This is a genomic window from Streptomyces sp. NPDC006235 (assembly GCF_040613735.1).
In the GTDB taxonomy this organism is placed as follows: Bacteria; Actinomycetota; Actinomycetes; order Streptomycetales; family Streptomycetaceae; genus Streptomyces.
Window position 1 is genome coordinate 148,846 of record NZ_JBEXSR010000013.1, and the last position, 13,060, is coordinate 161,905.

Annotated in this window: 11 protein-coding genes and 4 pseudogenes; 8 read left to right on the forward strand and 7 right to left on the reverse strand. The window is 70.0% G+C overall.

All coding sequences use genetic code 11. From position 1 onward, the window contains the following. Positions 1-49 precede the first annotated feature (49 nt). The gene (locus ABZ192_RS18100; RefSeq protein ID WP_356925462.1) at positions 50-517 is read left to right on the forward strand and encodes a hypothetical protein; all 468 of its coding nucleotides are present in this window, start codon (positions 50-52) and stop codon (positions 515-517) included. A 90-nt stretch (positions 518-607) separates the two neighbouring features. Then, positions 608-2,215 carry a multicopper oxidase family protein gene (locus ABZ192_RS18105; protein ID WP_356925463.1) on the forward strand — a complete coding sequence of 536 codons (1,608 nt, stop codon included), beginning with the start codon at positions 608-610 and terminating at the stop codon, positions 2,213-2,215. A 311-nt stretch (positions 2,216-2,526) separates the two neighbouring features. Here ABZ192_RS18105 and ABZ192_RS18110 read toward each other — a convergent pair whose 3' ends face one another. The 3 genes and pseudogenes from ABZ192_RS18110 to ABZ192_RS18120 all read right to left on the reverse strand — a co-directional run. Continuing rightward, positions 2,527-3,486, reverse strand: coding sequence for a hypothetical protein (locus tag ABZ192_RS18110; RefSeq protein WP_356925464.1), 960 nt, complete (start codon positions 3,484-3,486; stop codon positions 2,527-2,529). A gap of 394 nt (positions 3,487-3,880) precedes the next feature. Then, positions 3,881-4,615 carry a hypothetical protein gene (locus tag ABZ192_RS18115; protein ID WP_356925465.1) on the reverse strand — a complete coding sequence of 245 codons (735 nt, stop codon included), beginning with the start codon at positions 4,613-4,615 and terminating at the stop codon, positions 3,881-3,883. Between the two features lie 586 nt (positions 4,616-5,201). Beyond that, a pseudogene (locus tag ABZ192_RS18120) lies at positions 5,202-5,309 on the reverse strand (3-oxoadipate enol-lactone hydrolase); the annotation flags it as partial. A 291-nt stretch (positions 5,310-5,600) separates the two neighbouring features. Between ABZ192_RS18120 and ABZ192_RS18125 the strand changes: the two are divergent. Continuing rightward, positions 5,601-6,620, forward strand: a complete 1,020-nt coding sequence (locus tag ABZ192_RS18125) for a DNA-directed RNA polymerase subunit alpha (protein ID WP_356925466.1) — start codon at positions 5,601-5,603, stop codon at positions 6,618-6,620. 93 nt (positions 6,621-6,713) lie between these two features. Continuing rightward, on the forward strand, positions 6,714-7,475 hold the full coding sequence (locus ABZ192_RS18130; RefSeq protein WP_356925467.1) for a ZIP family zinc transporter: 762 nt from the start codon (positions 6,714-6,716) through the stop codon (positions 7,473-7,475). A 25-nt stretch (positions 7,476-7,500) separates the two neighbouring features. On the opposite strand, the gene ABZ192_RS18135 is transcribed toward ABZ192_RS18130, so the two are convergent. Then, positions 7,501-8,046, reverse strand: a complete 546-nt coding sequence (locus ABZ192_RS18135; protein WP_356925468.1) for a phosphatase PAP2 family protein — start codon at positions 8,044-8,046, stop codon at positions 7,501-7,503. A 193-nt stretch (positions 8,047-8,239) separates the two neighbouring features. On the opposite strand from ABZ192_RS18135, the gene ABZ192_RS18140 reads away from it, so the two are divergent. After that, positions 8,240-9,574 carry a cytochrome P450 gene (locus ABZ192_RS18140; protein WP_356925469.1) on the forward strand — a complete coding sequence of 445 codons (1,335 nt, stop codon included), beginning with the start codon at positions 8,240-8,242 and terminating at the stop codon, positions 9,572-9,574. Positions 9,575-9,584: 10 nt separating this feature from the next. Here the strand turns inward: ABZ192_RS18140 and ABZ192_RS18145 are convergent, their stop codons facing one another. From ABZ192_RS18145 to ABZ192_RS18155, 3 genes and pseudogenes are all read right to left on the reverse strand, one after another. Beyond that, on the reverse strand, positions 9,585-10,619 hold the full coding sequence (locus ABZ192_RS18145) for a DNA topoisomerase IB (RefSeq protein ID WP_356925470.1): 1,035 nt from the start codon (positions 10,617-10,619) through the stop codon (positions 9,585-9,587). An 84-nt stretch (positions 10,620-10,703) separates the two neighbouring features. Continuing rightward, positions 10,704-10,913: pseudogene (locus ABZ192_RS18150) on the reverse strand (DUF6766 family protein); the annotation flags it as partial. Between the two features lie 137 nt (positions 10,914-11,050). Further along, positions 11,051-11,614: a hemerythrin domain-containing protein gene (locus tag ABZ192_RS18155; protein WP_356925471.1), complete on the reverse strand. Its 564-nt coding sequence runs from the start codon at positions 11,612-11,614 to the stop codon at positions 11,051-11,053. Between the two features lie 297 nt (positions 11,615-11,911). Here ABZ192_RS18155 and ABZ192_RS18160 point away from each other — a divergent pair, with 297 nt between their 5' ends. The 3 genes and pseudogenes from ABZ192_RS18160 to ABZ192_RS18170 all read left to right on the forward strand — a co-directional run. Beyond that, on the forward strand, positions 11,912-12,172 hold the full coding sequence (locus tag ABZ192_RS18160) for a GlsB/YeaQ/YmgE family stress response membrane protein (protein WP_356925472.1): 261 nt from the start codon (positions 11,912-11,914) through the stop codon (positions 12,170-12,172). Positions 12,173-12,345: 173 nt separating this feature from the next. Then, positions 12,346-12,741, forward strand: a pseudogene (locus ABZ192_RS18165) (DEAD/DEAH box helicase); the annotation flags it as partial. Between the two features lie 2 nt (positions 12,742-12,743). After that, positions 12,744-12,980 (forward strand): annotated as a pseudogene (locus ABZ192_RS18170) (hemerythrin domain-containing protein); the annotation flags it as partial. Positions 12,981-13,060 lie beyond the last annotated feature (80 nt).

Below are 13,060 nucleotides of genomic sequence, written 5' to 3' on the forward strand. Positions count from 1 at the left end.
TATCGGGGTATAGTGCGACCCCCACTCACAGGGATGTACGGAGCACGCGATGACGGTACGGGAGTTCCCGTGGTTGCCGCCCGGCGGAGTCGTCCGCTGGGTACGCGGCATGTTCGTCACGCTGTGCGCCGTACTCGCCCTGCTCGTGCACCATGAGCTGTCCCACATCCCGGTCGTCTCGGCCTCCGCCACGGCCGGGGCCGCTCCAGTGGCTACGGCGACCGGCATGGCAGAGCACGCGATGCACCACGCGGCGCCGATGTCCGCCCCGCACACCCCGGCGGACTCGGCCGGGCAGAACACGCTGACCGGCAGCCCGGACGGTATGGCCTGCTCGTCGATGGTCATGCAGCACTGCTCCTCGGCGAACGTCACCGCCGTACAGATCGCGGCGCCGTCCGAGTCGCCGATCCCGGCTGTCCCCATCCAGTACGCCACGGTGGCAGGCGTGGACATCGCACGGTCCGTGAGTCGTGCGCCACCAGACCTGTCCGTCCTCTCCCAGCTGCGCATTTAGGCCGTGCCCAACGGCTTCCCGCGTCCGCTCGACGCGAGCCGTGCCCGGACACCGCCCGAACATAACGTGCACTGAGAAGAGGACCGTCTCGTGAACAGCCTCAACCGTCGCTCCGTCCTGCTCGCCGGACTGGGCGCCGCAGGTACCGGCGTACTCGCCGCCTGCAGCAGCAACAGCTCCAGCAGCCCCTCCCTGGTCAGCCCTTCTGGTTCCCAGGTCGCTCGTACAGAGAAGAAGCGGGGCGGCACCGGCAAGACCCACCGCCTCAACCTGACCGCCGCGCCCGCCATGCTCGATCTGGGCAGCGGCACCATGGCCAAGTCCTGGGCCTTCAGCGGCCAGGTCCCCGGCAAGGAGATCCGGATCTCTGCCGGCGACACCCTCGCCGCCGAACTGACCAACCAGCTGCCGGACAACACCCCGACCTCCATCCACTGGCACGGCCTCGCGCTGCGCAGCGACATGGACGGCGTGCCGCCGGTCACCCAGACTGCGGTGCGGGCAGGAGCCAGCTTCCTCTACCGGTTCATTGCCGACGCGCCCGGCACGCACTTCTTCCACCCGCATGTCGGCGTCCAGCTCGACCGCGGCCTGTATGCCCCGCTGATCGTCGAGGACCCCAAGGAGCCGCTGTCGTACGACGACGAGTGGGTCGTTGTCCTCGACGACTGGCTGGACGGGGTGACCGGCACGCCCGACGAGGCGTTCGCCGAACTCCGGCAGGGCATGGGCGGCATGGACATGAGTGGTTCCGACAGTTCCTCCGACTCGTCCGGCCACGACATGCACGGTATGGGAGACATGGCCGGCACGAGTGCCTCGCCGTCCGCGTCTGCCTCCTCCGGCGACGACATGTCGATGAAGTTCATGCTCATGGGCGCCGAGAGCGACCTGCTCGGCGGCGACGCCGGAGACGTGAAGTACCCGTACCACCTGGTCAACGGACGGGTTCCGACAGACCCGGCCGTCTACACCGGCAAGCCGGGCAGGCGCGTGCGCCTGCGCATCATCAACGCGGGCGGCGACACCGCCTACCGGGTTGCCCTCGGTGGCCACAAGCTGACCATCACCCACACCGACGGCTTCCCCGTCGAGCATCAGCAGGTCGATGCGCTGCTGATCGGCATGGGAGAGCGGTACGACGCCCTGGTCACCCTCGACGACGGCGTCTTCCCGCTCGTCGCCCTCGCCGAAGGCAAGAACACGAGCGGCATGGCCCTGGTGCGCACCGGCTCGGGCAGCGCACCGAAGCCGACCGTACGGCCGAAGGAACTCGGCGGCCTGATCATGACTGCCGCCCAGCTACGCGCGAGCGACGACGTGCGGTTCGACTCGAAGAAGGCCGACCGAGTCCACCGCATCGAACTGACCGGTGGCATGGACAAGTACAACTGGGCCATCAACGGCAAGCGGTACGACATGGACGACCCGACCGCGAACCCGCTCCTGGTCGAGGAGGGCCAGCGCGTCCACCTCGACTTCGTCAACACCACCGACATGTGGCACCCCATGCACCTGCACGGCCACACCTACCAACTCGGCAGCACCGGTCCGCGCAAGGACACCACGATCGTGCTGCCCAAGAAAACGGTGTCCGTCGCCTTCGACGCGGACAACCCCGGCCAGTGGATGCTGCACTGCCACAACGCCTACCACGGCGAGGTCGGGATGATGGCCCTCGTGGCCTACAGGGACTGAGTTTTCTTCATCGGCTGCGTAGCCGGGGCGGGGCCGCCTTGTCCTGCCCCGGCGTCGGCCAAAGTGACCTGTCCGGCGGCTGCCGGGAAACGTGCTCAGCAGGTACTCCAGCGTCCGCGGCGAAACACCCGCGTCCGGGCGGCCGCGAAGAGCATGACGCCTGCGACGAAGCCGGGCAGTAACGGCAGTGCGGACACGTGTCGTCCGTGATCACCTCATGGACCGCGGACACGGGCGTGCCCTCGGCATCCCGCCGACGACAATGCGTGCTGCGAGTCGGCACCACGCGACATGATCATGGTGACCGTGGGTCAGTGCTGGTGATCGCCGCTTTCCGTCTCGCCCGCGGCCGCAGTCGGTTCCTCGCCGCTCTCTGCGGCGTGGACGGTGAAGGCCGCGGTGCGCACGGTGCCCTCGTGTTGGAAGTCCAGGAAGAGTCGGTACGCACCGGCGCTGGGGGCGGTCGCGGTGAAGGAGATGTCCGGGCCCGGCCTGGTGGTGCCGTCGCCGGGTGCGCCGTGGGGGTGGACGTGCAGATAGGCCAGGTCGCCGGAGCGCAGCGCCACGAGGTGGCCGTAGGCGCCGAGATAGGGCTGCACGTCGGTGACGGCACGGCCCTGCTTGGAGACCGTCAGCGTCAGCTCCTGGGCAGAGCCGGGGCGCAGCCGGCCGTCGAGTGTGACGGTGTAGCCGCCGACTTCGGCGGTCCGGGACGATGCGGGCAGGGCCTTGGGCCGGTAGGTGCCGGAGGCCTCGAGGTCGGCGCCGAGGGTGAGGTTCTTGCTGGCCTCGGCAGCCGGGGTGAAGTCGGCAATGGCCCGGTAGTCGCCTGCCTCGGGCAGCGTGACCGGCGTGCTCCACGTGCCGTCCGCAGTGTGGGTGGGGTGCAGGTGCAGATAGGTGGACAGGTCACGGGAGGCGACGATGAGGTGCAGCTCCTTGTCGTGCACTGTGCGGTATTCAGTGAGAGGCCGGCCGTCGCTGTCTCGGATGGCGAAACGCAGCTCAACGCGTCGGTCCACGTCCAGGCGCGGGGTCTTCAGGTCGAGGGTGTAGCCGCCGTCGGATGTCTGAAGCCCACCGGCTGGAGGGCCTTCATGGGCGCCTGCCTGGTGACCGTGCGCATGTCCTTCGGACGGCTTGTGCGTGGGGTGGCCAGCAGGGTCGACCTCAGCCGCGACCGGCCCGATGACGGCGCCCAGGGCGTAAGCGGCGCCGAAGACGACAGCAAAGGAAGCCGCGAACGTGGTGATCTTCGTTGCGGTGTTCATGGCATCTCCTGGGATACGTCCCTACTTGGCAGTGTCGTGCGCGGCGACGGCTGTGTCGCGTCGACGGCTCCCAAGCCCATCGCTGGGGCACCGATCTCCGACCGCGGGTTATCCGTTCGGCTTCAGCGCGGACTCCGCCTGGTAGGTGGTGTGACGATGCCGGCGGCCACACCGACCAGTTCCGGCGGCAAGCACCCGGGAGCTCATCCACATCAGGGTCCGGTTTCGGTCCAAGGTGAATCGGGCCCCCCGCAGCCCTCGCTCGCCGTCATGACGTTCTCGCTTCAAGCCAGGGAAGAGACCCAGTCGCTCGCCCCCGGTCATTCGCAGAACCGACGGGGCACCGATTCATCGATGGATAAGGCACTGCGACCGCTAGCGCGCCTGCCTTCGTTCAGCTGTGGCGCCGACCGCGCTCGCGCACTCCCGTGACGAGCACTCCAATGGCGAAGACCAGGACAAAAACGAAAACGGCGATACCAAGGACGTCCTGAACCCCACTGGCCAGGCCGCTGTAGCCCACATCGACGCCGAAGATCACAGAGCACACGCCTGCGACAAGGGCCGTCCAGCCCAGCCAACCAGGCACCCGGCGACCAACGAGAATCGCAGCCCCGAAGAGCGCGAGGGTCAGCCCCAGCAGGATACGGAAGTAACTCTGGAACCCCCATTCCAGCCAGCGCACGGTCTCGGCGTTGGCGAAACGGATCGCTTTCTCACTGCCCGAGGCGCTGACCCATGAGTCGACGGCCTGCTTCAGGCCCACGCCGTCCAGCCCCTGCAGAACAGCCCAGATCGCGGCAGTCGCAACAGCTGCTGCTGCCCCCAGCTGCGCTACCAGGGAAGGCCCATCGGCACCGCGCAGGGCGCGGTAGAGCACGAGCAGGCCGCTCAACGTCACCAGTACGCCGATGAACTGGAGGAGATGAACAGCGATCCAGGGGTCGCTGTCCGCGTACTTGGTGAAGATCGCCGGATGGTCGTCTTCCTCCCCCGACGGATGAAAGCCAGCGGTCATGATCACATTGAGAAGGAAACCCCCGACCATAAGCCCGCCGGCGATCGTCAGCCTGCGGCCTCGCGAATCGGCTGTATCCGCCCCTGCGCCAACACGCACATCCGGACTCATGAGCAGTCCCCAGTCCTCTCGATGCCACCGGCCGACGTACCTGAGGATCACCAGTTGCAGCCGCTGTCCCAGAACACGCAGCGCCGCTTCACCCGAACGAGGTCTGATCGCGACCGATTGCGCCAGTGCCGGAGCAGCTCAGCTAGACGGTATGTAGGTGCCGGTCGTGAGCCCGGGCCTCGCTCGCAAGGTGTCGTGGGTTGCCAGCCGGGCGCAGCCTGGCCGGCAGTGCCTCCATGTTGGATGTGCACGCCCGCAGCGTGGTGGCGTGCGCAATCGACACAGTGGCGGGTGAGTTGATCCGCTGTCGGCTCACGCCGCAGCATGGTGACGTCCTCGGATGGATCAATTGCCTGCCCGGCGGTCCGGCCGCGGTGGCCTAGGAAGCCGGGCCGACCGGGTCCGACCTGGCCCGGGCGCTTTCGGTGGCGGGGATACGCTTCGAGGTGCTCGCGCCCTCGAGGCTGCAGCGTCCGGCCGGTGAGCGGGTAAAACCGATGCACGCGACGCTCTGCACCTGGCGAAGCTGCTGCGCCTGGACGAGTTCACCCTGGACCAGCTGGACGCCCAGAGACGGTTTCTACGACATGTGCCATGTGGTACCCAGTGAGGGACCCAGGATCAGGACTGGGGCCTCTTCCGGCCCGTCAAAGCGGTATTGCAGGGTGTTCGGTGTGTCTCGCTCACCCGTCAGACCCTCTCATCTCTCACGGGATCTCACATGGCCGGTCCCAACCTAACGGCTCTCGTCCCTCTCGCGGCATCGAGCGTGGTGGGATCCTCGTGGCTCGCCGCGACTCGCCTGAACGCTTCCGGAATCTCCCCGATCGGCAGCCGGAACTCCACACGGTGAACGAGTCGTGTCCTCCCTGGCAGGAGACGGAGGCCGTGGCTGCGGAGACGGCATCGCCGGTCGCACCCGTACCCTTCTTGGTGTCAACGGCGTCACATAGCGGGCGCCGAACCCCCCTGGAGGCCACACCCCGTGCTGATCGCTCAGCGTCCGTCCCTGACCGAAGAGGTCGTCGACGAGTTCCGCTCCCGGTTCGTGATCGAGCCGCTGGAGCCGGGCTTCGGTTACACCCTCGGCAACTCCCTGCGCCGCACGCTCCTGTCCTCGATCCCGGGTGCGGCGGTCACGTCCGTCCGCATCGACGGTGTCCTGCACGAGTTCACCACCGTGCCGGGCGTCAAGGAGGACGTCACCGACCTGATCCTCAACATCAAGCAGCTGGTCGTCTCCTCGGAGCACGACGAGCCGGTCGTGATGTACCTGCGCAAGCAGGGCCCGGGTCTGGTCACCGCCGCCGACATCGCGCCGCCGGCCGGTGTCGAGGTGCACAACCCCGACCTCGTCCTCGCCACGCTCAACGGCAAGGGCAAGCTGGAGATGGAGCTGACGGTCGAGCGCGGCCGCGGTTACGTCTCCGCCGTGCAGAACAAGCAGGTCGGCCAGGAGATCGGCCGGATCCCGGTCGACTCGATCTACTCGCCGGTGCTCAAGGTCACGTACAAGGTCGAGGCCACGCGTGTCGAGCAGCGCACCGACTTCGACAAGCTGATCGTCGACGTCGAGACCAAGCAGGCCATGCGTCCGCGTGACGCCATGGCGTCGGCCGGCAAGACCCTGGTCGAGCTGTTCGGTCTGGCCCGCGAGCTCAACATCGACGCCGAGGGCATCGACATGGGCCCGTCCCCGACGGACGCCGCCCTTGCCGCCGACCTGGTCCTGCCGATCGAGGATCTCGACCTCACCGTCCGGTCGTACAACTGCCTCAAGCGCGAGGGTGTGCACTCCGTGGGTGAACTCGTCGCCCGCTCCGAGGCCGACCTGCTGGACATCCGCAACTTCGGCGCGAAGTCCATCGACGAGGTCAAGGAGAAGCTCGCCGGCATGGGCCTGAACCTCAAGGACAGCCCGCCCGGATTCGATCCGACCTCCGCCGACGTCCTCGGCGCGCCCAACGACGGGGACCCGGGGTTCGTGGAGACCGAGCAGTACTGACCGCTGCGGCGCGCCGGCAGGGGAGGAGACCGCTGCCCGGACTTGCGGGCGCAGCCAGGTGGGTCGTCGTCCTCGGCGGGTAGACGGGGCGGCATGGCTGAAGCCGTACAGGCTGGATTGTGGGGGCTGTTGGCGGGCTCGGCGCTGCTGGTCGGCGCCGCGCTCGGGTACGGGCTGCGGGTGCCGCAGAAGGTGATCGCGACCGTGATGGCCTTCGGGGCCGGGGTGCTGATCTCGGCGGTGTCCTTCGAACTGGTCGGGGAGGCGTACGAGCAGGCGGGGCTCGCTCCGGCGGCCGTCGGCACCCTCATCGGCGCCCTGGCCTACACCGGGGGCAACGTGTGGCTGGCGCGCCGGGGCGCGCGCCACCGCAAGCGCTCCGGTCACGAGCGGGCGCGGGCGCAGCCCTCGGAGGCCGAGCAGGGCGGGTCCGGGACGGCGCTCGCGCTCGGCGCCCTGCTCGACGGTGTACCGGAATCCGCGGTGATCGGCGTCAGCCTGCTCGACGGCGGCAGGGTCAGCCTCGTGACCGTGGCCGCGGTGTTCATCAGCAACGTTCCCGAGGGGCTGTCCAGTTCGGCGGGGATGAAGAAGGCCGGCCGCACCAAGGGGTACGTCTTCGGCGTCTGGGCGGCGATCGCCGCGGCCGGCACGGTGTCGGCCGTCCTCGGTTACACGGTGGTCGGTTCCTTCTCCCCCACCGTGATCGCCGCGATGACCGCGGTGGCGGCCGGGGCGATCCTCGCCATGATCGCCGACACGGCGATCCCCGAAGCGTTCGACGACGCCCATCTGGCCATCGGACTGATCACCGTCAGCGGCTTCCTCGTCTCCTTCGCCCTCTCCCACACCTGACCGCTGTGCCTCGACAGGCCCTAGGTCAGCGCAGCAGGCGCAGGGCGAGGCGGGGAGCCCTGCCGACCAAGGCGGCTGCGGTCACTCCGACCGCTGCGCCGACGGCGACGTCGGACGGGTAGTGCGCTCCCGTGTGCACGCGTTCGGCGGCCACCGCGACGGCGGGCACCGCACACACCGCGCCCGCCCAGGGCCACACCGACGCCACCGCGACGCTGAACGCCACCCCCGCGGCGGTGTGGCCGGAGGGGAAGGACGGCGAGTCGGGACGGTCGTCGACCTCCTCGTGCGAGATCCACTCCTTCGGCGGCCGACGCCGATTCCACACGTGCTTGAGGACACAGTTCGAGGCAAGTTCGGCCACGGCCATGCTCGAAAGGCCGGCGATCGCGGCCCTGCGTCCCCTCCACCCGGCGGCGGACAGAGCCACGGCCGCGCCCCACCACAGCTTGGTGTGCTCGGCGGTCTCCTCCACCGCCGGCAGGACCCGCCGGGCACAGTCCGACCGCCACGACGCCACCCACCGTGTCAGCCGGTGATCACCCTCATGAAGATCCGTCAGCACTCCCATGACCTGCGACTTCCCGGTCTGAACGGCACCTAACTCGTGCTGCACGAGCTGGTGACCGTGTACCGTCTCGCGACGGAGCCGGCGGGGTCCGACACCCCTGACCGTGCGGTACCGGGCCGCAGATGCCCTCCCGGCTCGGCGGCGGTCGCCGGGCCGGACGTGTCCGGGCCCCGAGCGTGGGCACCCAGTGGCCATGGACGCATGGAGTTCACCCCTGATCGATCGTTCTCTGCCGGCTCTCGTGCAGGGTTACTCCTGGTTGCCCGGTTTGCTGCGCGAGCGCCCCGACGGCGTGGCGAGTACCCGAGTGATGGGCAAGCCCGCGCTCGCCGTGCGGGGACCGGAGGCGGTGCGGTTCTTCTACGACGAGCACAACGTGCACCGCGGCGGCGCCCTCCCCGGGCCGGTGCTGAGCACGTTGTTCGGCCACGACGCCGTCCACACGCTCGACGGCGGCGCCCACCGCGCCCGCAAGGAGTTCTTCCTGCCGTTGCTGCAGGCCGACCGGATCGCCGGTCTCGTCGAACACGTCCTCCCCGTGTGGGACGACGCGGTGCGGGAGTGGAGCAGGGCCGAACAGGTCGTGCTGTTCGACGCGTCGAGTGTGGTGCTGACCCGTGGCGTGTGCCGCTGGGCCGGCGTCCCGCTCGACGAGGACGCCGGGGAGGCGGAGCATCTCGCCCGCGACCTGGTCGCCATGGTGGACGGTTTCGCCACCGCCGGGCCCCGGCACTGGCGGGCCCGGCGCGCCCGCAACCGGCAGGAGGAGCGCTTCACCCGGCTGGTCGAGGAGGTCCGCTCGGGCGAGGCCGCCGCCCCCGACGGATCGGTGCTCGCGGCTGTGTGCCGACACCGGGAGGCCACCGGCGAGCTGCTGCACCCGCACACGGCGGCCGTCGAACTCCTGAACGTCATCCGGCCCACCGTCGCCGTCTGCTGGTTCGTCGCCTATACGGCGCACGCGCTGCATCTGCATCTGCGGCCGGACCAGCGCGACCGCCTGCGCGGCGGCGACACCGCCTACACCGCCGCGTTCGTGCACGAGGTACGCCGCTTCTACCCGTTCGCGCCTTTCCTCGGCGGCCTCGCCGCGCGGGACCTGTCCTGGCGGGACGCCTCGGTCCCGGCCGGCGCGATGGTGCTGCTCGACGTCTTCGGGCAGAACCACGACGAGGAGCTGTGGGGCGACCCGTACGCCTTCCGCCCCGAGCGGTTCCTCGACCATGCGGTCGAGCGGGACGAACTCGTCCCGCAGGGTGGTGCCGAACCGCGCGCCGGCCACCGCTGCCCCGGCGAGGGCCTGACCATCGGGCTGCTCGAAGCCCTCGCGGTCCGCCTGGCCGGCCTCGACCACACCGTCCCCGACCAGGACCTGCGCATCTCGCTGCGGCGCATCCCGGCGCGGGTGCGCAGCGGCTTCGCCGTACGCGACGTGCGGGTACCGAGCGGCTCGCCCTCGGCCGAGGCGGCCTCCGGCACCGGTGTCGCCGCGCGACGGCCCCTGGCCGACGTGACCGAGAAGAGGTAGAGCCTCTCACTCACTCTCCCCCGGACGGGTCTCCGTTGCGGAGCATGCGCAGCACCGCCCGTTCGACGGGTCCGTGCGTGGCGGGGATGCCGTACGGGCCCTCGTCGCCGAGATGAGACAGCGCGGGGGCGACCGTCACGCCCTCCTCGTACAACTCGATCACCCGCGGGTTGATGTAGGAGGCGCGGCAGACCGCGGGCGTGTTGCCGAGGTACCCGGCGACCTCGCGCGCCGCCCGGGCGATGGCACGGCGCCAGGCGGTCTCGCTGCGTGCCGCGGGTTGTGAGACGGCCAGTGCCACGGCCGCCATGACGGTGGCGTGCCAGGTACGGAAGTCCTTGGCGGTGATCTCCAGGCCGGCGAGTTCCCTGAGGTACGCGTTGACGTCGTCGCCGGTCACGTCGTGCCAGGCGCGACCCTCCCAGTAGGCCAGGAGCCGGTCACCGCCGCCCCGGCGCCGCAGCAACGCGGTGAGGCTGCGGCAGGCGGCAGGGTCCGCGATGGTCTGGATGATCTCCTTGCCGTGCTTGCCGGTGTAGGTGAACAGGACCGCGCCGGCGCGGCAGCGGGAGTGCTCGCGCAGCAGCGTGGTGAGGCCGTAGCTGTTGTTCTGTTCGGTGTAGCGGTCGCTGCCGATGCGGAAGAAGCCGAGGTCGAGCAGGCGCACGGCCGTCGCCAGGACCCGCTGCCGGGTCAAGCCCCGGTCGCTCAGGTGCCCTTCGACGGCCTCGCGCACCGCGGGCAGGGTCTCGGCGACGTCGAGCACGTGCTCGTGCTTGGCCTGCTCTTGTTCGGCGCGGAACTGCGGATGGTACAGGTACTGGCGGCGCCCGGCGGCATCGGTGCCGACGGCCTGCAGATGCCCGTTGGCCCGGGTGCAGATCCACACGTCCCGCCAAGCGGGCGGTATGACCAGTGCCCGGATCCGGGCCAGCTCCCCGAGATCGCGCAGCGGTTCCCCGTGGGTGTCCAGGTAGCGGAAGCCGCGTCCGTGGCGCAGGCGGCGGTACCCGCGGTCGGTGGGGCGGCTGTGGAAAAGACGCATCCCGACCTCCAGCCATTCAAGCTCTGTCGTGTCGGTACCCGCCCACTCCCCCGCACACCGGGCTCGCCGCCTCCACCGAAGTGCTCAGCCCTCCACGCCGGTGGCGGAGTCGGACGCGCCGACGGGCTTGGACTCCGGTGATCCGCGCTGCCTCAGGTAGATGGAGAGGACGGTCATGGAGGCGACGGCCAGCAGTTCGGACTGCCAGTTCTGCAGGGTGCGGCTCCAGAAGTCCGCGGCCGACAGGTACTCCACCCAGCTGACGGGGGCTTGCAGCCGGCGCAGTTGCTGCTCCGCCGCTCCGACGGCGTTCCGCAGGCGCCGGTCAGGCCGAGGGCCATCACCACCGCCACCGTGCCGGTGCGGTACCACCGTCCTGACATCCCGCCTCCCAGTGCGGCCCCGGGCCCTGTCCGTCCGAGCCGCTCCTGTCAGTCCTGCTTTCCTCGTCCGGTGAGCATGTCGCGCAGGCGGTCGACCATGCCGGCACCGGGCGCGAGGAGTTTGTTCGCGGGCGGGGTGTCCGGCGCGGACGGGTGCGGACGGGTCGGAGCGTGCTCCTTGGCCGAGCGGACCTTCTCACCGAGCTTCTCCAGGGCATCGGCGGAGCAGACGTCGGCCAGCATGGGGAAGAGCCGGTTCTCCTCGTCGCTGACGTGTGCCGTGACGGAGTTCTTCAACCGCAGGATCAGCGTGTCGAAACGCCCGTCCCCGGGTTGGCAGTCCTCGAGTTCCTTGAGCATGCGCTCGACTTCGGCGTGGTCGGCGATCTCCTTGTCGGCGAGGTCGTCTCCCCCGTCGACGTACCGGCGCACCGCCGGGTACAGGTACTCCTCCTCGGCCACCGAGTGCCGGATCAGCTCCATGGTGAGCCGGTCCGCCAGTGCGCGCCGCTGCTCGTCGGCCCCGGGCAGTGCTTCGATCCGCGCGAAGAGGTCGTCCACCTCGCGGTGATCCGCCGTCAGTTCCTGGATGACGTTTCCACCGTGTCCCATGGGTTCTCCAGTCCTTTGTCGTTCTGAGGCCGGTGTCGTTCCGAGGCCGGGTGTCCACCGGCTCCGTCCAGCACTCCGCCGGCTCGCCGCCCAGCACGGATACCTGCCACGCCCCCGCACCCGGGACCTCACGGTGTTTCAGCACTTCACTCCCGTGGCCGAAACGATCGGACCGCGGCTCCTCGCGTCGCAGCCCTTGACCGGCGTGCAGAGCCGTGTGACGGACAAGGCTTATGGCGGCTTTCGGCGGGAACACGGAGTCGTGCCCGAAAAGGGCAACGAACGGAAGGAGTTGTCGTGTCGTTCCTGTGGGCGATCATCGCTGGGCTCATCATCGGCCTGCTGGCCAAGCTCGTAGTTCCCGGACGTCAGCCCATCCCCCTGTGGCTGACGGTCCTCATGGGTATCGTCGGCGCCGTCGCCGGAAACGCACTCGCCACCGCGTTCGGGGTGCGCGACACCGGCGGTATCGACTGGATCCGCCACGTCTTCCAGGTCGGCATCGCGGCCGTCCTCATCGCCTTCGTCACCCCACTGTGGGCCCGGCGACGCGCCTGACGGCTCAGTTCATGGGGCGGGCTCCCGTGAACGCCCGGAGTCCCTGGCGGTGGGCGGCCGCGACCGCACGAGGCCGGGCGGCGGGGCCCCTCTCGCAGCATCCCGGCAGCCGGGCGGGGTACCCGGACCGGGCCAGCGAGAGGGTCTCGGGGCCGTGAAGGAGGCTTCGTGCCATGACCCGGCCACGCGGAGTTCCGAAGGTCCGGGCGGGCGCGGGCGAGCACGACCGAACCGGGGAGCTGCGCCGCGTCGCGCGGGAGCGCTTCGGGTGGAGCGAGCCGAGGCCCGAGCAGACGGAGGCGATGCGGGCCCTGCTCGACGGCCGTGACGTGCTGGTCGTCATGCCCACCGGTTCCGGCGAGTCGGCGATCTACCAGGTGCCGACCGTCGTGCTCGGCGGCCCGGCCGTCGTGGTGTCGCCGCTGATCGCCTTGCAGCGCGATCAGGTCACCGGACTGCGGGAGAGCGCGGCACCGGACGCCGTGGCCGTGAACTCCGCGCAGCCCGAGTCGGCCACCGCCGAGGGCTGGCGGGCCGTCCGGGAGGGCGATGCCGACTACCTGTTCCTGCCGACGTCCAGGAGCACGCCCGCGCGGAGGAACGCTACGAGTTCATCCACATCCGGCGCAGCGCCGACGCCGCGACGCTCGCCTCCCTGGCCAAGGGGGTGAAGGCAGCCGAGGCCATGGCCCCCACCCGGCCCCACCCGGGCGTGGAGTCCGCCCCGGCCACCATGGCGCTCGGCCCCGTCACCGCGCTGATGGACCGCACGCGCGACGCCGTCCGCGCGGTCATGGGCCGCGACTGATCGCATGCGTCCGGCACATCAGTGACGTGCCCCCTGCTACGGCAGGGGGCGGTGTGCCCTGTTACGGCAGGGGCCGTGGC

What these genes read in the sequence shown, in the direction of transcription:
- ABZ192_RS18140 (WP_356925469.1), top strand. Translation starts at nt 8,240, where the DNA reads ATGGACGCATGGAGTTCACCCCTGATCGATCGTTCTCTGCCGGCTCTC.
- ABZ192_RS18155 (WP_356925471.1), bottom strand. Translation starts at nt 11,614, where the DNA reads ATGGGACACGGTGGAAACGTCATCCAGGAACTGACGGCGGATCACCGC.
- ABZ192_RS18115 (WP_356925465.1), bottom strand. Translation starts at nt 4,615, where the DNA reads ATGAGTCCGGATGTGCGTGTTGGCGCAGGGGCGGATACAGCCGATTCG.
- ABZ192_RS18130 (WP_356925467.1), top strand. Translation starts at nt 6,714, where the DNA reads ATGGCTGAAGCCGTACAGGCTGGATTGTGGGGGCTGTTGGCGGGCTCG.
- ABZ192_RS18135 (WP_356925468.1), bottom strand. Translation starts at nt 8,046, where the DNA reads ATGGGAGTGCTGACGGATCTTCATGAGGGTGATCACCGGCTGACACGG.
- ABZ192_RS18110 (WP_356925464.1), bottom strand. Translation starts at nt 3,486, where the DNA reads ATGAACACCGCAACGAAGATCACCACGTTCGCGGCTTCCTTTGCTGTC.
- ABZ192_RS18145 (WP_356925470.1), bottom strand. Translation starts at nt 10,619, where the DNA reads ATGCGTCTTTTCCACAGCCGCCCCACCGACCGCGGGTACCGCCGCCTG.
- ABZ192_RS18100 (WP_356925462.1), top strand. Translation starts at nt 50, where the DNA reads ATGACGGTACGGGAGTTCCCGTGGTTGCCGCCCGGCGGAGTCGTCCGC.